Source organism: Streptomyces ortus (assembly GCF_026341275.1).
Classification (GTDB): Bacteria; Actinomycetota; Actinomycetes; order Streptomycetales; family Streptomycetaceae; genus Streptomyces; species Streptomyces ortus.
The window spans coordinates 2679858-2697038 of sequence record NZ_JAIFZO010000002.1; the positions used below are offsets into that span (position 1 = coordinate 2679858).

At 71.4% G+C, this 17181-nt stretch carries 18 protein-coding genes; 6 read left to right on the forward strand and 12 right to left on the reverse strand.

The features are described 5' to 3' along the window. Nucleotides 1-168 precede the first annotated feature (168 nt). Nucleotides 169-555, forward strand: a complete 387-nt coding sequence (locus K3769_RS15065; protein ID WP_267026939.1) for an STAS domain-containing protein — start codon at nt 169-171, stop codon at nt 553-555. Here the strand turns inward: K3769_RS15065 and K3769_RS15070 are convergent. After that, complete coding sequence (locus K3769_RS15070) at nt 439-1461, reverse strand: sigma-70 family RNA polymerase sigma factor (protein WP_267026940.1); 1023 nt, start codon at nt 1459-1461, stop codon at nt 439-441. The two genes, K3769_RS15065 and K3769_RS15070, sit on opposite strands and share 117 nt — an antisense overlap. Before the next feature lie 194 nt (nt 1462-1655). Next, nucleotides 1656-2966, reverse strand: coding sequence for an MFS transporter (locus K3769_RS15075; RefSeq protein WP_267026941.1), 1311 nt, complete (start codon nt 2964-2966; stop codon nt 1656-1658). Nucleotides 2967-3028: 62 nt separating this feature from the next. Between K3769_RS15075 and K3769_RS15080 the strand changes: the two genes are divergently transcribed. Next, nucleotides 3029-3991, forward strand: coding sequence for a LysR family transcriptional regulator (locus K3769_RS15080; RefSeq protein ID WP_267026942.1), 963 nt, complete (start codon nt 3029-3031; stop codon nt 3989-3991). 230 nt (nt 3992-4221) lie between these two features. On the opposite strand, the gene K3769_RS15085 is transcribed toward K3769_RS15080, so the two are convergent. Then, nucleotides 4222-4986 carry an alpha/beta hydrolase family protein gene (locus K3769_RS15085; protein WP_267026943.1) on the reverse strand — a complete coding sequence of 255 codons (765 nt, stop codon included), beginning with the start codon at nt 4984-4986 and terminating at the stop codon, nt 4222-4224. 113 nt (nt 4987-5099) lie between these two features. On the opposite strand from K3769_RS15085, the gene K3769_RS15090 reads away from it, so the two are divergent. Together K3769_RS15090 and K3769_RS15095 are read left to right on the forward strand one after the other, a co-directional pair. Next, a complete protein-coding gene (locus tag K3769_RS15090; RefSeq protein WP_267026944.1) occupies nt 5100-6254 on the forward strand; it encodes an adenosine deaminase in 1155 nt (384 codons plus the stop codon). 125 nt (nt 6255-6379) lie between these two features. Then, complete coding sequence (locus tag K3769_RS15095; protein ID WP_267026945.1) at nt 6380-6730, forward strand: ATP-binding protein; 351 nt, start codon at nt 6380-6382, stop codon at nt 6728-6730. 140 nt (nt 6731-6870) lie between these two features. Here the strand turns inward: K3769_RS15095 and K3769_RS15100 are convergent, their stop codons facing one another. The 5 genes from K3769_RS15100 to afsQ1 all read right to left on the reverse strand — a co-directional run bounded on the left by K3769_RS15100 (nt 6871) and on the right by afsQ1 (nt 10953). Continuing rightward, on the reverse strand, nt 6871-7074 hold the full coding sequence (locus K3769_RS15100; RefSeq protein WP_267026946.1) for a PspC domain-containing protein: 204 nt from the start codon (nt 7072-7074) through the stop codon (nt 6871-6873). Between the two features lie 108 nt (nt 7075-7182). Then, nucleotides 7183-7749: a VanZ family protein gene (locus tag K3769_RS15105; protein WP_267026947.1), complete on the reverse strand. Its 567-nt coding sequence runs from the start codon at nt 7747-7749 to the stop codon at nt 7183-7185. 146 nt (nt 7750-7895) lie between these two features. Further along, nucleotides 7896-8657: a hypothetical protein gene (locus K3769_RS15110; protein WP_372514947.1), complete on the reverse strand. Its 762-nt coding sequence runs from the start codon at nt 8655-8657 to the stop codon at nt 7896-7898. After that, nucleotides 8657-10225 (reverse strand): ATP-binding protein, encoded by a 1569-nt coding sequence (locus K3769_RS15115; protein WP_267031388.1) that lies wholly within the window; start codon nt 10223-10225, stop codon nt 8657-8659. Before K3769_RS15115 ends, K3769_RS15110 begins: the two co-directional genes overlap by 1 nt. Before the next feature lie 50 nt (nt 10226-10275). Continuing rightward, nucleotides 10276-10953 (reverse strand): two-component system response regulator AfsQ1, encoded by a 678-nt coding sequence (gene afsQ1, locus K3769_RS15120; protein ID WP_099505496.1) that lies wholly within the window; start codon nt 10951-10953, stop codon nt 10276-10278. Nucleotides 10954-11273: 320 nt separating this feature from the next. Here afsQ1 and K3769_RS15125 point away from each other — a divergent pair, with 320 nt between their 5' ends. Further along, nucleotides 11274-12038 carry a SigE family RNA polymerase sigma factor gene (locus K3769_RS15125; protein ID WP_267026948.1) on the forward strand — a complete coding sequence of 255 codons (765 nt, stop codon included), beginning with the start codon at nt 11274-11276 and terminating at the stop codon, nt 12036-12038. 393 nt (nt 12039-12431) lie between these two features. Here K3769_RS15125 and K3769_RS15130 read toward each other — a convergent pair whose 3' ends face one another. Next, nucleotides 12432-13088: a uridine kinase family protein gene (locus K3769_RS15130; protein WP_267026949.1), complete on the reverse strand. Its 657-nt coding sequence runs from the start codon at nt 13086-13088 to the stop codon at nt 12432-12434. A gap of 127 nt (nt 13089-13215) precedes the next feature. Here K3769_RS15130 and K3769_RS15135 point away from each other — a divergent pair, with 127 nt between their 5' ends. Next, nucleotides 13216-13620 (forward strand): hypothetical protein, encoded by a 405-nt coding sequence (locus K3769_RS15135; protein ID WP_267026950.1) that lies wholly within the window; start codon nt 13216-13218, stop codon nt 13618-13620. A gap of 139 nt (nt 13621-13759) precedes the next feature. Here K3769_RS15135 and K3769_RS15140 read toward each other — a convergent pair whose 3' ends face one another. From K3769_RS15140 to deoC, 3 genes are read right to left on the reverse strand one after another with little or no spacing between them, the layout of a single operon-like run. Then, entirely contained in the window at nt 13760-14731 is a 972-nt protein-coding gene (locus K3769_RS15140) for an aldehyde dehydrogenase family protein (protein WP_267026951.1), read from the reverse strand. After that, nucleotides 14724-16175, reverse strand: a complete 1452-nt coding sequence (locus tag K3769_RS15145; protein WP_267026952.1) for an aldehyde dehydrogenase family protein — start codon at nt 16173-16175, stop codon at nt 14724-14726. Before K3769_RS15145 ends, K3769_RS15140 begins: the two co-directional genes overlap by 8 nt. A 5-nt stretch (nt 16176-16180) precedes the next feature. Further along, complete coding sequence (gene deoC, locus K3769_RS15150; protein WP_267031389.1) at nt 16181-17140, reverse strand: deoxyribose-phosphate aldolase; 960 nt, start codon at nt 17138-17140, stop codon at nt 16181-16183. Between the last annotated feature and the right edge of the window lie 41 nt (nt 17141-17181).

Below are 17181 nucleotides of genomic sequence, written 5' to 3' on the forward strand. Positions count from 1 at the left end.
CCGGCACGGCCCGCACAGTCCGCACAGCCCACACGCACCGCATGGGGGCTCCGCCCCCTCGCCCCCGTCCGCGCAGTTCCCCGCGCCCCTAGGTGGGCCGCGGCCCACAACCCCCCCCAGCCGCCCGCAGGTCAACCCGTGAGCGCGGCACCAAGCCGAAGCTCAGCGATGAGTTCCGCACCCCACCCCGGTCTACCGCACGTGGACGCCAAGACACCCGCCGTACTCGTACTGCCCGGCCCCGTCACCAAGGACGACGTGCCGAGGCTCTGCGAAGCCGTGCGCACCCGGCTGCAGCACCCCGCGGCCCACGTCGTCGTCCTCGACGTCAAGGATCTCGGCCCCCCGGGCCTGACGACCGTCGACGCCCTCGCGAGGATGCAGCTCACGGCCCGCCGCGCCGGAGGCCGCCTCAGACTCCGCGCCCCGGACCCCGCCCTACGCGCGCTCCTCGCCCTCGTCGCCCTGCCCTTCGAGCTGGAGGGGCAGCCCGAACAGCGGGAACCACCGCTGCGTGTCGAGGAAGCAGTGGAACCCGGTGATCCGCCCCTCTGAGATCTCCAGGACCTGCACGGCCCACGCCGTGTACCCACCCGTCCCGGGCTCCGGCTTGTACTGGGCGAAGCCCGGCAGGCCGTTCACCGCGACCGGCACCAGATGGGAGTCCGCGCAGGCCGCGCCGAGCGTCGTCATGAAGCCCGTGATGTCCGCGGGCCCGGTCAGCCACAGGTCGAACGGCGGCATCGTCATCACGGCGTCCTCGTGCAGGAGGGCCGTCAGCGCCGCCATGTCGTACCCCTCGAAGGCGGCCACATAGCGGTCGAGCAGCTTCTGCTGCTCCTCGTCGAGCGGATCGGAGGTGGCGGCCCGCGCCGCCGCACTCCCGCCGCCGCTCTCCGAAAGCGTCGCCCGCGCCCGCTGCAGCGCGCTGTTCACGGAGGCGACCGTGGTGCCGAGCAGCTCGGCCACCTCGCTCGCCTTCCACGCCAGCACCTCCCGCAGGATGAGCACCGCCCGCTGCTTGGGCGGCAGTTGCTGCAGGGCGGCCATGAAGGCGAGGCGCACCGACTCCTTGGCGACGGCCGCCTCGGCCGGGTCGGCGACCGTCGGCAGCACGCGCGCGTCCGGCATCGGCTCCAGCCAGGTGTTGTCCGCGCGCGGCGTCAGAGCGGCCTGCGCGAGGGGCGTCGAGTCCGTCAGGTCCATGGGCCGGGCCCGTTTGTTGCCGGCGGTCAGCATGTCCAGGCAGACGTTCGTCGCGATCCGGTACAGCCACGAGCGCATCGAGGAGCGGCCCTCGAACTTGTCGTAACTGCGCCAGGCGCGCACCAGCGTGTCCTGGACCGCGTCCTCGGCCTCGAAGGACGAGCCGAGCATCCGGTAGCAGTACCCCGTCAGCTCGACCCGGTGCTTCTCCAGCCGGACATCGAGGTCTTCCACCGTCGCCGTACCGTCGCTCATAGCCAACCCACCCCTGTGGCCTTGTCCGCCGCGCGAGCACCGCCCCATTGCGGTACCAGCACTCCGGAAGCTACCGCAGCCCACTGACAATGGCCCTCCGAGACGGAAAAGGCGCAGGTCAGGACAGTTACTGTCCTGACCTACCCACCTGTACGCCGATTGCCCCCGGGCGATCCCCGCGGGTCCCGGGGCTGTCAGTGCCCCACCGCCACCAGCCGCTGCCGCGTCCGGGCCGCGTGCGACCCGAGCACCGTGATCCCCACGACCCCGGCCACCGCCAGCAGGCCGAGCGCGACCGTCCCGGCCCAGCCGCCGGAGTGGTAGGCGACCGCGCCGAGCGTGCCGCCCGCGCTGGAGCCCAGGTAGTACGCGGACTGGTACAGCGCCGAGGCCTGCGCGCGGCCCTCCTTCGCCGTGTGGCTGACGGCGGAGGACGCCACCGCGTGGCCGGCGAAGAACCCGGCCGTGATCAGCACAAGACCGAGCAGCACGAACGCCAGCGAGTCGGCCAGCGACACCAGCAGACCGGCCGTCGTCGTGGCGCCCGCCAGATACAGCGCGCCGCGCCTGCCGAGCCGGCCCACCAGCTTCCCGGCGGTCGACGCCGAGACCGTACCGACCAGGTAGACCAGGAAGATCGAGCCGATGAGGCCCTGCGGAAGGGAGAACGGGGCGTCGGTGAGCCGGTAGCCGATCACCGTGTAGACGGCGCCGAACACCGTCATGAACAGCGCGCCGATCGCGTACAGCCTGCGCAGCAGCGGGTTCGCGAGGTGGTCACGGACCATGCTGACCAGCGCCGCGGGGCGCGGCGAACCGGCCTTGAAGTGCCGGGGCGCCGGAAGCAGCAGCCGGAAGGCCACCGCGCAGCCCACCGCGATCACGCCGATCACCGCGACGGCGACCCGCCAGCCCCACTCCTGCGCGACCCAGCCGGTGATGATCCGGCCGCTCATCCCACCGACGCTGTTGCCCGCGACGAACAGGCCGATGGCGGTGATCAGTGCCTTCGGCCGCACCTCCTCCGCGAGGTACGCCGTCGCCGAGGCCGGCAGTCCGGCCAGGGCCGCGCCCTGCACGGCCCGCAGCGCGATCAGCCAGCCGACCGAGGGGGCGAAGGGCACGAGCAGCCCGACGGTCACCGCGACCGCGAGCGACGCCGTCATCAACGTACGCCGGCCGAACCGCTCGGAGAGCGCGCTCAGCGGCAGGACGAACAGGGCCAGTGCGCCGGTCGCCGCCGACACCGTCCAGCTCGCGCTGCTCGCCGTGGCCCCGAAGTCGCGGGAGATCAGGGGGAGGAGGGCCTGCGTGGAGTAGAGGAGCGCGAAGGTCGCGACCCCGGCGAGGAAGAGGGCGAAGCTCATCCGGCGGTAGCCGGGCCCGCCCGGGGTCAGCCGGGTGTCGACGGAGACCGCTTCGGCGGGGACGGCGGTTTCGGTGGGAGTGGCGGCGGAGGAAGAGGCGACCACGTGGGTGGACGCCCCGGTACTGGCGGAAGGCATGCTTCGAACCTAAAGTCCTCCCCGTCATCCGTCCAATGCATGGATTGGCCATAATCGTTCCCGTGATGCATCAGCAGAGGTCAGAGGGGCGCCTGTCACCGTCCGGTGACACAGAAGACAGCGCGGGCATGTCGCGGTTGCTCGCCCCACGCCTGGCGTACTTCGCCGGAGTCGCCCGTACCGAGCATGTGACGCGGGCCGCGCAGGAGATGCAGGTCCCGCAGTCGACGCTGTCCCGGGCGATGGTCCGCCTCGAACAGGACCTGGGCGTGGACCTCTTCGCCCGCCGGGGCCGCACGGTCTCGCTCACCCCGGCCGGCCGCACGTTCCTCGGCTCCGTGGAACGGGCGCTCGCCGAGATCGAGCGGGCCGCCGACGAGGTACGGGCCGACGCCGACCCCACCACCGGCAAGGTCGCCTTCGGCTTCCTGCACACCATGGGTTCCGAGACGGTCCCGGCGCTGATCCGGGCCTTCCGCGTCGACCACCCCCGCGTCCGTTTCAGCCTCGTCCAGAACTACGGCGAGGCGATGATCGAGCGCCTGCGCTCCGGCGAACTCGACCTCTGCCTCACGTCGCCCGTCCCGGACGCCCCCGATCTGGTCGGCCGCCGCCTGGACGAACAGAAGCTCCGCCTGGTGGTCCCGGCCGACCACCGGCTGGCCTCCCGGCGCCGCATCCGCCTCGCGGAGGCCGCCGACGAGACCTTCGTGACCCTGGAACCGGGCTACGGCCTGCGCCGCATCACCGACGACCTCTGCCGGCAGGCGGGCTTCCGCCCCCGGATCGCCTTCGAGGGCGAGGAGGCCGAGACCCTGCGCGGCCTGGTGGCGGCCGGCCTGGGAGTGGCCCTGCTGCCCCCGCCGGCCGTGCCCCGCCCAGGAGTCGTGGAACTGACGGTCACGGCCCCCCGGGCGGCCCGGGAGATCGGCGTCGCCTGGCTGGACGGCCACCCGGACACCCCTCCGGTGGCGGCCTTCAAGAAGTTCCTGCTGTCCAGAAGGGGCAACCTGCTCCCGGACTGACGAACCGCCCCCGGACACCCGGCCCCCGCAGGCGTCCGATCCGGTTAGGCATCCGACTCGGGCGGGCGTCCGACCCCGGCAGGCATCCGACCCGGGCAGGGCGACGTCGACGCCGTCACGATCCGGGGCGGCCCGACACCGGGGCGCGCAACGTCACCTTCCAGGTCGGGAAGCGGCACCTTCCAGGTCGGGCAGGGGCGCGTCGCCGACGGCCGGCACCCCTGACGGCCTCACCGGCGCCGGAGCGACTGTCCGAAGCCGGACGCGAGCGGCATCCGCAGCCCCAGCGGCGGCGGGGCCGCCAGCGCGTCCTCCACGGGCCGCGAGAACGCCCGCCCGAACAGCGACCCCATCACGAAGTCCTCGGCGAGCGCGTGCACTTCGTCCCGGAACGCGTGCAGCGCGTGCCGGTCCGAGTGCACCTCGAACCGGCAGATGTCCCGGTTCGCCTTCTTGGCCCGCGCCGCCAACCGGAACGACAACTCGGGGTCGGTCCGCTGGTCGTTGGTGCCGTGCACGATCAGCACCCGCCGCCCCGCGAGCTGCTTCACCGGTTCGGGCGGCGCGGCCACATCCTCCTCGGGCAGCCAGGGGGACAGCGCCAGCACGGAGTTGACGGCGGAATGGCCCCCGGCGTGCAGGGCGGCCCGCCCGCCCATGCCCACCCCGGCCAGGCAGACGGACACGTCCCCGTACCGCCGTACGATCTCGTCCGCGGCCCACGTGGCGTCCTGCGCCGGCTGCGCCTCGCTCCCGTTCCAGCCGCGGAACCGGTAGTGCACCACGTGCACCGCCAGCCCCTCCGTGCGCCCCGCCCGGGTGAGTCGGCGGCCCAACGCCCTGACGGACGCGGCCGCCAGCATCGGTGAAGGTCTGCGGGACGAGGTCTCCTCGCCGCCCGGCAGCAGCAGCACCACGCCACTCACCGCCGTCGGCTCCGTACCGAACGCCCGCCCCAGCCGTGCCGTGCGAACCGGCGTCGCTTGCTGTGCCATGACAAAACAGTGTCAGAAGTAATGGTGTACGCCATCCGTCCGCACGGTCACCGTTACATATCGACGGATCCGCGCAAGGGGAGATCTACGCGCGTAGGCGTTAGAGTGCGGAAATGACGAGCCAGACCAACAACACCCCGAGCTCGGAGCAGATCCGCCGGGCGCCGAAGGTCCTGCTGCACGATCACCTCGACGGCGGCCTGCGCCCCGGGACGATCGTCGACCTCGCCCGCGACGCGGGCTATACGGGACTCCCGGAGACGGACGCCGACAAACTCGGCATCTGGTTCCGCGAAGCCGCCGACTCCGGTTCGCTGGAGCGGTACCTGGAGACCTTCGCGCACACCTGCGCCGTCATGCAGACCCGCGAGGCGCTGGTCCGCGTCGCGGCCGAGTGCGCCGAGGACCTCGCCCAGGACGGCGTCGTCTACGCCGAAGTGCGGTACGCGCCCGAGCAGCACCTCGAAGCCGGACTCACCCTCGAAGAGGTCGTCGAGGCCGTCAACGAGGGCTTCCGGGAAGGCGAACGGCTGGCCCGCGAGAACGGCCACCGCATCCGCGTCGGAGCCCTGCTCACCGCCATGCGGCACGCGGCCCGCGCCCTGGAGATCGCCGAACTGGCCAACCGCTACCGCGATCTGGGCGTCGTCGGCTTCGACATCGCGGGCGCCGAGGCGGGCTTCCCGCCCACCCGCCACCTGGACGCCTTCGAGTATCTGAAGCGGGAGAACAACCACTTCACCATCCACGCGGGCGAGGCCTTCGGGCTCCCCTCCATCTGGCAGGCGCTCCAGTGGTGCGGCGCCGACCGGCTGGGCCACGGCGTGCGCATCATCGACGACATCCAGGTGCAGGACGACGGCACGGTGAAACTGGGCCGCCTCGCCTCGTACGTACGGGACAAGCGGGTGCCGTTGGAGCTGTGCCCCAGTTCCAATCTCCAGACCGGCGCCGCCGACTCGTACGCCGAGCACCCCATCGGGCTACTGCGGCGGCTGCACTTCCGGGCGACCGTCAACACCGACAACCGTCTGATGTCCGGCACCAGCATGAGCCGCGAATTCGAGCACCTGGTCGACGCGTTCGGCTATTCGCTCGACGACATGCAGTGGTTCACAGTCAATGCGATGAAATCAGCATTCATTCCTTTCGATGAACGACTGGCCATGATCAATGACGTGATCAAGCCCGGTTATGCCGAGCTGAAGTCCGAATGGCTGTTCCAGCAGACCGCCTCCACCAGCGGGTCTGTGCGCGAAGAGGGCTGAAGTCGAAGGACGGGAAGCGGCCGGGTGATGACGACTCGGCCGCTTTTCGATGTTTGCGGGGCGCGCTCGCACGTGATTACCGTTTCGGACCGCTCGAATCCCCGTCACAGCATGCAAGGACGAAGATGAAGCAGTCTGCTGCCAAGACCCTCGGTGTCGCCGCTCTCGGTGCCGCCTTCGCCGCCGCCGGAGCCGGCGCCGCCAACGCCGCTCCCGCGCTCCCCGAGGTCCCGGCGCTCGGCAACGCCACCAGCACGCTGCCGGTGGACGGCGTCGCCAAGGCCCTGCCCGGCACGGGCGAGGCGGTCACCCAGGGCCAGAACGCGCTCGGCAGTGCCGTCACCGCCGCCCAGCCCGCCCTCGCGAACCTCCTCGCCGAGGGTCCCGCCGCGCCCGTCGCCGGTCTGCTCGGCGGACTGCCCATCCAGGGCCTGCCCACGCACGGCGCGCCGGTCAACGGCATCCCGCTGGGCTGACCCACCCGCACAGTCCCCGCTCGCACAGTCCTCGTACGCGCCGATGGGGCGCACCCCCGCTCGGGTGCGCCCCATCGGCGTGCCTGGCCGTGGTCGTCGGACCAGTGGTCGTCAAACCAGTGGTCAGCAGGCCGTGCGGGTCACCAAGCCGTGCGGGTCGCCCTGCCCTCGGCGGGGAAGAGGATCCACAGGGCTATGTAGAGCAGGAACTGCGGGCCGGGCAGCAGGCAGGAGACCAGGAAGATCACGCGCATCGTGGTCGCGGAGGTGCCGAAGCGCCGAGCCAGCGCGGCGCACACTCCGCCGATCATCCGGCCGTCGGTCGGGCGGGCGAGGCGGTTCATTGCGACTCCTTCGTGAGCGTGGTCAGTGGGATCCGGGGCTTCCGGCTTCCTGCGCGGTCGCCCCGTCTGACATCCACAGTACGGACACGAAGAGTCACCGGCGTCACTCTAAGGAGCGATACCGACCCTGGGAATCGTCGGGGTCAGACCCTGAGTCGACTCCTCCACCGCTTCCCGGCCGCGCAGTGCGGCGGCCCGGCTCCGCGTGTGGGCCCGGCGGCGCAGCGCGGCGCGGGCGGCCGGTACGACGGCGAGATGGGCCAGCGTCACGCCCACGGTGTTCAGCAGCAGCGAGTCGACGTCGACGACCTGGCCCGGTACCCCGGTCTGCAGGAGCTCTATGGCCAGCGACAGCAGCGCCCCCGCGGCGACCGTCCGCGTCAGGGACAGCAGCGGGGAGACGAGGAGCTTGCCGCCCGCCATGGGCAGCAGTACCCCCAGCGGGGCGAGCAGCAGGAGCCCCTTGGCGATGGCGCAGAACGCCTCCCGGGGGCCCATCGCCAGATCGGCCCTGATGGTGGCGAACGGACGCAGGTTGGCCGCGCTCACCCAGGGCACGTCCAGGGGCCGCAGCATGAACCAGGCAACAAACGCGAGGTGTGCGACGAGGAGGAGACCTCCCGCCGCACGGACGCGGTTCACGGCGGTTTCGCCGTTCGAGCCTTGACGCTGCACGATCCCCAAGACGCGGCCACCGGCAGGATCGGTTCCGTGTGACGGCGGCGCTTGGCCCGCACGGGTGAGGCGTGCGCCACAGACGGGCTCCGGCCGACCGTTTCAGGACAACCCGCGAGGCGACCCGTCCGCGGCGCGGGAGGGGCTCAGGTCCCGTCGGTCCGCGTCGAGGGCGGGGTCTCCGTGCCCGGCCGCGTACGCACGGCCTCCGTGCACTCGTAGCGCCGCGAGGGGTCGCCGCCGGAGCCGCCCAGGGTCACCGTGCCGTCGTCGGAGGCGGCCTCGGAGTCGCTGAAGGTGCAGATGATCTGCGCCAGCGCGTACGGACTCAGGTCCGCGGGCGCCGTGCTCAGCCGGAGCGCGTCGCCCGGGTCGGTGCGCCGCGGACCGGCCACGGTGAGGCCCTTGGGCACGGTCGTCGAGTAGTTCGCCTGCCTCTCCGCGTCCGAGGGGGACGCGGAGAGCTCGTCGAGCAGGGCCTGCGCGGCGCGTACCCGGTCCGTCTCCGCGGGACCCGCCTCGATGCGTACGGTCCGGTCGACCGGCGCGAGCTGGGAGGAGCAGACGAGGAAGACCTGCACGAGGATGCCGCGCGAGGACTGCGTACCGAGGTCGGGGCCGGTCAGCGCGCACGGCACCCGGGAGGGCGCGGGCCCGAAGTCCGTCGGCACCTCCGTCGCCCGGATCCCGCACCCGGCCAGCGTCAAGGCCATCACCAGCAGCGGCGCGGCGAGAGCTGGTCGGGCCGCACGCACCACGCGGGCCGCCCGGGCGGCGAACAGCGCTCGTGTCGCACGGGGCGCGCGCGGCGCACGGGACACGTGCGAGGTGCCTATGCCCTCAGCGTTCCGCGCATCCGGTGCGTCCGGCGCGTCCGGCGTGTCCTGTCGTACGGGCCGTACGGGCATCACACGCCCCCCTCGGTGCGGTCGGCGTCGGCCCGGTGGGTGTCCCCGGCCCCCGGGTCCCCGTGATCCCCGAGATCACCGTGGTCCTCGTGGTCCTCGGGGTCCGTCGGCTCGGAGGAGTCGCGCGGCAGGCGCAGGGTGAAGACCGCGCCACCCTTGGGCGAGTTCGCGGCGGTGATCTCGCCGCCGTGGATGTGGGCGTTCTCCAGGGCGATGGACAGACCCAGACCGCTGCCCTCCGAGCGGGGCCGGGAGGCGCTCGCCTTGTAGAAGCGGTCGAAGACGTGCGGCAGGACGTCCTCGGGAATGCCGGGGCCCTGGTCCTGCACCTCGATGACCAGGTCGGCGCCCTCCTCGCGCACGTACACGCGCACGGGGGAACCGCCGTGCTTGAGGGCGTTGCCGATGAGGTTCGCGAGGATGACGTCCAGGCGGCGCGGGTCGACGTGCGCCATGATGCCGCGCCGGGCGTCCAGTTCCACCGCGTCCAGCCAGGCGCGCGCGTCGATGCACGCGGTGATCTGGTCGGCGATGTCGACGGTGTCGGAGACGAGCCGGGCGGTGCCCGCGTCGAAGCGGGTGACCTCCATCAGGTTCTCCACGAGGTTGTTCAGCCGCCGGGTCTCGCTGACGACGAGCCGTACCGCGGGCTCGATCATCGGGTCGACGCTGCCGGTCTCGGCGTCGAGCTCCTCCTCCAGCACCTCGGTCACCGCGGTGATCGCGGTCAGCGGCGTCCGCAGCTCGTGCGACATGTCCGCCACGAACCGCCGGGACGCCTCGTCACGGGCGCTCATGTCCGCGACCCGTTTCTCCAGCGACTCCGCCGTGCGGTTGAACGTCCGTGACAGATCGGCCAGTTCGTCCGTGCCGGACACCCGTAGCCGGGTGTCGAGCTTGCCCTCGCCGAGCCGCCGGGCGGCGGTCCCCAGCCGGTGCACGGGCTTGAGCACGGTCGTCGCGGCGGCCTGCGCGAGGAGCGCCGAGCCGATCAGCGCGAGCCCGGTCGCGATCCCCAGCGACCAGGCGAGCGAGTTGAGGTCCTTGGCCTCCGGCTCCAGCGACTTGAGCATGTACCCGGTCGGCCCGCCGCCGATCACCTTGGCGCCGCCCACCAGGTACGGCTTGTCGCCCTGCACGGTCCGCTGCCAGTACAGGTGGTACGTGTACTTGTTGTGCGAGGAGATCTTCTGTTCCTTGTTCACCGCCTTCTGGAGGGACTGCGGTACGTCCTCCAGCGTGAAGGTGTCCAGGTCGGAGTTGCCGCGGACGGCCGTGCCGTTCTCGTCCTCGGCGATCAGCAGCACGCTGAAGCGCTGGCTGCTGTTGGCCATCTGCCCGGCGGCGCGCTGCAGTTCCCCCTGCGTGGGGTGCTGCCGCAGCGTGCTGGCACGGGTCTGCATCGCCTGCTGGAAGTCGCCGAGCACCGCGTCCTGCGTACGGGTGAGCACGGCCTCGCGGTTGAGCCAGTACGCGATCCCGGACGCCGACACGGCGGCGGTCAGCGCGACCAGCCCGAACACCACGACCAGGCGCAGCCGCAGGCTGGTGAAGCGCAGCCCCGCCATGACCGTCCGGCGGGCCGCCGCCCAGCCACGGAGCTTGTCCTGCGGTTTGGTCACTGAGGATTGTCCAGCCGGTAGCCGACGCCGCGCACGGTACGGATCAGGGTCGGCGAGGACGGCACGTCCTCCACCTTCGCGCGCAGCCGCTGCACACACGCGTCGACGAGCCGGGAGTCGCCCAGGTAGTCGTGCTCCCACACCAGCCGCAGCAGCTGCTGCCGGGACAGGGCCTGGCCGGGCCGGCGGCTCAGCTCCAGCAGCAACCGCAGCTCGGTGGGCGTCAGCTGCAGGTCCTCGCCGTTCTTCGTCACGGTCATCGCGGCACGGTCGATCACCAGCGAACCGAAGGTCGCCGAGTCGTTCGCCTCGCGCTCGCCGCGGCGCAGCACGGCCCGGATCCGGGCGTCGAGCACCCGCCCCTGCACGGGTTTGACCACGTAGTCGTCGGCACCGGACTCAAGACCGACCACGACGTCGATGTCATCGCTGCGCGCGGTCAGCAGGATGATCGGCAACTGGTCGGTGCGGCGGATACGCCGGCACACCTCGAATCCGTCGATGCCTGGCAGCATCACGTCGAGAACGATCAGATCGGGCCGTTGCTCGCGCAACAGCTTCAGTCCGTCCTCGCCGGTGGCAGCGGTGGCCACCCGGTGTCCCTGGCGCGTCAGCGAGAGCTCCAGGGCCGTCCGGATGGCGTCGTCGTCCTCGATCAGCAACAGGGAAGGCACGGACGTCATTCTGTCCCATGACATGGGCGGGTATCGACTGTTGGAGCGCTCCCACACATGTCCCGCGTACGAGTGGGTGTCCGGTGGGTGCTGAAGGTGCCGGATGAGTAGCCGTTCGACGCTTCTGCGTGATCGGTCCGCCGGTCATCGGGGACCGGCCCCTGTGACAGGTCTGTGACAGTCGGCGGACACCGTCATGAAGTGGCCCCGGCAAGCTTCTCGGCACAGGCAAGGAAGCAGCACGACGAAGTACGCGGCAACGTGAACGACGAAGTAAGCGAAGTACCGGAGAACCGGAACTCCACGACGGGGGGCGCGAGATGAACACGCTGCACAGCACCAGCACTGGCGCAGTTGTCACGCGGCTCCACGACGTCACGAGGAGCACCGAGAAGTCCGGTGCGGTGAGCGGGCGGGGGTGCGCTCGCGGCACCGGGCGTCAGCACACCGGGTCGTACATGACGGTGGTTGACGCACGTACGGGGGGAAGCGGCACGGGGGCCGCCGCTCACGGGGGTACGGGGGCGGCGTACGGGGAGGTCACGGGGGAGCGGCACTCGGTGTCGGAGGCGGAGTTCACCGCCTACGTCCAGGAGCGCCGCGCCTCCCTGTACGCGACCGCCTACCACCTGACCGGTGACCGCTTCGAGGCCGAGGACCTGCTGCAGAGCGCCCTCTTCTCGACGTACCGGGCGTGGGACCGCATCAGTGACAAGGCCGCGGTCGGCGGGTACCTCCGCCGCACGATGACCAATCTGCACATCAGCGCGTGGCGCCGCCGCAAGCTGAACGAATACCCGACCGAGGAGCTGCCGGAGACGGCCGGCGACACGGACGCGATGCGCGGCACGGAGCTGCGCGCGGTCCTGTGGCAGGCGCTCGCCCGGCTGCCCGAACTCCAGCGCACCATGCTGGTCCTTCGTTACTACGAGGGCCGCACGGACCCGGAGATCGCGGAGATCCTCGACATCAGTGTCGGCACGGTGAAGTCCAGCATCTGGCGGTCGCTCCGCCGGCTGCGCGAGGACGACGTCCTCAGCTTCGGCCGTGACGAGGAGGAGTCCTTCGGGGAGCTCGTCGCCTGAAGGCTGTGGGGGGCTGTCCGTCACTCCGGGGGGAGGCGTCGGACAGCGCAAAAGGGTTCGTCACGTCGGGGGAGGTGACGAGCGGCACGGGGGAAGTCCGCAACTCCGGGGGGAGGCGGCGGACGACAAGGGGCGGTCCGTCACTTCGGGGGAGGCGACGGACGGCCCGGGGGAGCAACACCCGGGGGGAAACCAACGGGGTCCGGGGGGACCACGGGGGAGCACGAAGAACAGCGGGACCGGAGGGGCCGGGGGGCCCAACCGGCCCCGCTGTTCTTTTGCGCGTGCTCTTGCGCCCTTCCGGTCAGGGGGCGCGGGGAACGGCGCAGTCTTTCGCTTTTGGGGGCGCGGGGAACGGCGCAATCTTTCAGGGGCGCGGGGAACTGCGCGAGCTCAGCCCCCGCTCACCCGCACGTCATCCACGACCCCCGCCGCGGAGCGCGAGGCCACGGCAAGCCGATCAAGCGCCTCGTCGCGGTCACACGCGTACGCACCGAGCCCCGTCTGCCGCGACACGATCGCCCGCTCGTCGCGCATCAGCCGCCACCCCCGCCGAAGAAGGAACGGCACGGACTTGCGGCCCTCCCGCAGATCCCGCAGGAACCGCCGCCGGAACGTCGTCACGGCCCCCCGGCTGAGGCACAGCGCGTCGGCCAGCAGCCCCGCCCGACGGCACCGCTCCACTATCTCCGCCGCGAAGATGCCCTCGGCGATGAAGACGGGGGCCCCGTCGAAGTCGACGGTCTCGGCACCCGTACGCGCGCTCAGCGAGATGTCGTACACGGGAACGCTCGTACGCCCCGTCCCGCACAGCTCCGTGATCGCCGCGACGGCCGCGTCCGCGTCCCAGGACAGCGGATGGTCCCAGTCGATGTCCGAACTCCCCGCCACCTGCGGCAGCGTCGGGTCGTGGCCCTCTTTGTAGAAGTCGTCGAGCCGCAGCACCGGAAGGCCGGAGCGGGCCGCGAGAAGGGACTTGCCGGAGCCGGAGGGGCCGCACAGCAGTACGACACGGGCGGTTGCCGGGGAATTCGGGAGAGGGGAACTCACGAGACACCAGTGTGCGGCATCATCCGCTCCCCGCCGAGCCCGCGGGTCGTCTTTGGAACGTACGTCACCCCTCAACTACCCTACGTATCGACCTGATTACTCAGAGCATCAGAAGGTGGCAGCAGCGATGGCACGACACACGGCCTACCAGAACCCGACCGCCCGGCGCGCGTTGCTGGCCCTCACCACCGCGGGGATCGCGGTCGGGGCCGGCGCGACCGCGGCGGCTGCGGACACCGACCCCGTGGTGGACGTGATCCGTACGCGCCCGACCTCGCTCGGCACCATCGACCCGCAGGCCGGACTGCAGGCCCTGACCGGGACGGTCGGTTACGTGACCGGTCCGGTCGCGGGTCTGAAGCCCAACCCGCTGGCGGGCACGGGCGTCGACCCGCTCGACAACGGGCTCGGTACGCAGATCGCCGACTTCCCGCCGCTGGCGACGACCATGCTGACGGCGCCGGTCGCGCAGGCCCAGTCGCTGGGCGGCGTCCCGGTGCTCGGCCAGGTGACGACGCTGCTGGGCGCCTGAACCGCACGCACTCACGCGCCCGTGAGCGGGCGAGAGAGAGCCGCGCCTCCCCCGGACGGTGGGGATGCGCGGCTCTCCCGCTCTGGTGGGCCGACAACCGGCCCCATGAAGCGCGGCTGCCCCTAGTAGGCCGCTGCCCCTAGTAGGACGAGCCGGACGCGCCCAGCGCCCCCGTGGGGTGCCAGACCGTCTTCGTCTCCAGGAAGGCCGTGAGGCCCTCGATGCCGGGCGTGGCGAAGTAGTCCACAGACTGTGGACGGACGACGCGCTTGAGGTTGTCGGCCGCCGCGATCTCCAGGTCCTTCGCTAGCGCCTCGTCCGCGCCGGCCAGGTCGATCGCGTTGACGTCCTGGTGGGCGGCGAGCGGGGCCGCGATCTCCGCCGTACCGCCGGTGAGGATGTTCACCACGCCGCCCGGGACGTCCGAGGTCGCCAGGACCTCGCCCAGTGACAGCGCGGGGAGCGGGGCCTTCTCGCTCGCGATCACGACCGCCGTGTTGCCGGTCGCGATCACCGGGGCGAGCACCGAGACCAGCCCGAGGAACGACGACTCCTGCGGGGCCAGGACCGTCACCACACCTGTCGGCTCGGGGGACGAGAGGTTGAAGTACGGGCCCGCCACCGGGTTCCCGCCGCCGACGACCTGGGCGATCTTGTCGGTCCAGCCCGCGTACCAGACCCAGCGGTCGATCGCCGCGTCCACCTGGAGAGCGGCCTTGGACTTCGACGTGCCATCCGCGTCCGCGACCTCCCGTACGAACTGGTCCCTGCGGCCCTCCAGCATCTCCGCGACGCGGTAGAGGACCTGGCCGCGGTTGTACGCGGTCGCGCCGGACCAGCCGCCGAACGCCTTGCGGGCGGCGACGACCGCGTCACGGGCGTCCTTGCGGCTCGCGCGCGGCGCGTTGGCCAGCCATGTGCCCTGTGAGTCGGTCACCTCGTACACCCGGCCGCTCTCGGAACGCGGGAACTTCCCGCCGACGTACAGCTTGTAGGTCTTGAAGACGCCGAGGCGCCGCGGCTCGGCCTGCTCGGCCTGCTCGGCCTGCTTGGTCTGCTTGGTCTGTCCGGCCTGCTTGGCCTTCTGGGTGTTCTTCGGCTTGTCAGACATCGAGGTACGCCTCCAGGCCGTGGCGACCGCCCTCGCGGCCGTAGCCCGACTCCTTGTAGCCGCCGAACGGCGAGGTCGGATCGAACTTGTTGAACGTGTTGGACCAGATGACGCCCGCGCGCAGCTTGCTCGCGACGGCCAGGATCCGGGAGCCCTTCTCGGTCCAGATGCCCGCCGAGAGGCCGTACTGGCTGTTGTTGGCCTTCGCGACCGCCTCGTCCGGGGTGCGGAAGGTGAGGACGGACAGGACCGGGCCGAAGATCTCGTCGCGGGCGACGGTGTGCGCCTGGGTGACGTTCGTGAAGAGCGTCGGGGCGAACCAGTAGCCCGCCGACGGCAGTTCGCAGGACGGGGACCAGCGCTCGGCGCCCTCGGCCTCGCCCCGCTCGACGAGCGAGGAGATACGGGCGAGCTGCTCGGCGCTGTTGATCGCGCCGATGTCGGTGTTCTTGTCGAGCGGGTCGCCCAGGCGCAGAGTCGAGAGCCTGCGCTTGAGGGAGTCGAGCAGCTCGTCGTGGATCGACTCCTGGACCAGCAGCCGGGAGCCGGCGCAGCAGACCTGTCCCTGGTTGAAGAAGATGCCCGTGACGACGCCCTCGACGGCCTGGTCGATCGGGGCGTCGTCGAAGACGATGTTCGCGCCCTTGCCGCCCAGTTCGAGCGTGACCTTCTTGTCCGTGCCCGCCACCTGGCGTGCGATGGCCTTGCCGACGGCGGTGGAGCCGGTGAAGGCCACCTTGTTCACGTCCGGGTGCTCGACGAGCGCCGCGCCCGTGTCGCCGTATCCCGGAAGGATGTTGACGACGCCCCTGGGCAGGCCCGCCTGGCGGCAGATGTCCGCGAAGAACAGGGCGGACAGGGGGGTCGTCTCGGCGGGCTTCAGCACCACCGTGTTGCCCGTCGCGAGGGCCGGGGCGATCTTCCAGGCCAGCATCAGGAGCGGGAAGTTCCACGGGATGACCTGGCCGGCGACGCCGAGCGGACGCGGGTCCGCCCCGAAGCCGGCGTGGTCGAGCTTGTCGGCCCAGCCCGCGTAGTAGAAGAAGTGCGCCGCCACGAGGGGGAGGTCGGCGTCCCTCGTCTCCTTGATCGGCTTTCCGTTGTCCAGGGTCTCCAGGACGGCCAGTTCGCGGCTGCGCTCCTGGATGATCCGGGCGATGCGGAACAGGTACTTGGCGCGCTCGGAGCCCGGCAGTGCGGACCACTTCTCGAAGGCCCTGCGGGCGGCCTTCACGGCGCGGTCGACGTCCGCCGCGCCCGCCCGGGCGACCTCGGACAGGACCTCTTCGGTGCTCGGGCTGACGGTCTTGAAGACCTTGCCGTCGGCGGCCTCGGTGAACTCGCCGTCGATGAAGAGCCCGTAGGAGGGCGCGATGTCGACGACGGAGCGGGACTCGGGCGCGGGCGCGTACTCGAATGCGGATGACCGCTTCTCGATGGTCATGGTGATCAGTCCACCGTCACGTAGTCGGGGCCGGAGTAGCGGCCGGTGGCCAGCTTCTGGCGCTGCATCAGCAGGTCGTTGAGGAGCGAGGAGGCGCCGAAGCGGAACCAGTGGTTGTCCAGCCAGTCCGCGCCCGCGGTCTCGTTGACCAGCACCAGGAACTTGACGGCGTCCTTCGTGGTGCGGATGCCGCCGGCGGGCTTCACGCCGACCTGGATCCCGGTCTGCGCGCGGAAGTCGCGGACGGCCTCCAGCATCAGGAGGGTGTTCGCGGGCGTCGCGTTGACGGCGACCTTGCCCGTCGAGGTCTTGATGAAGTCCGCGCCCGCGAGCATGCCGAGCCAGCTCGCGCGCCGGATGTTGTCGTACGTCGACAGCTCGCCCGTCTCGAAGATGACCTTCAGGCGGGCGGCGCCCGAGGCCTCCTTCACGGCGACGATCTCGTCGTACACCTTCAGGTACCTGCCCGCGAGGAACGCGCCGCGATCGATGACCATGTCGATCTCGTCGGCGCCCGCGGTGACGGCGTCGCGCACGTCGGCCAGCTTCACGTCGAGCGCGGCGCGGCCGGCGGGGAAGGCGGTCGCGACGGAGGCGACCAGCACGCCCGACCCGGCGACGGCCTCCTTCGCGGTGGCCACCATGTCGGGGTAGACGCAGACGGCGGCGGTCGTGGGGGCGGTGCGGTCACTGGGGTCCGGGTGGACGGCCTTGGCGCCGAGCGCCCGGACCTTGCCGGGGGTGTCCGCGCCTTCCAGCGTCGTCAGGTCGACCATCGAGATGGCGAGGTCGATGGCGTACGCCTTCGCGGTCGTCTTGATCGAACGGGTGCCGAGGGAGGCGGCACGCGCCTCCAGACCGACCGTGTCGACGCCGGGCAGCCCGTGGAGGAAGCGGCGCAGTGCGCTGTCTGACGCTGTCACGTCCGTGAGGGCGTCAGCTGCGGGGGGTGTGGTGGTGGGCATGGTCACCACCCGAGCATATCTACGCGCGTAGCGGCTGTACA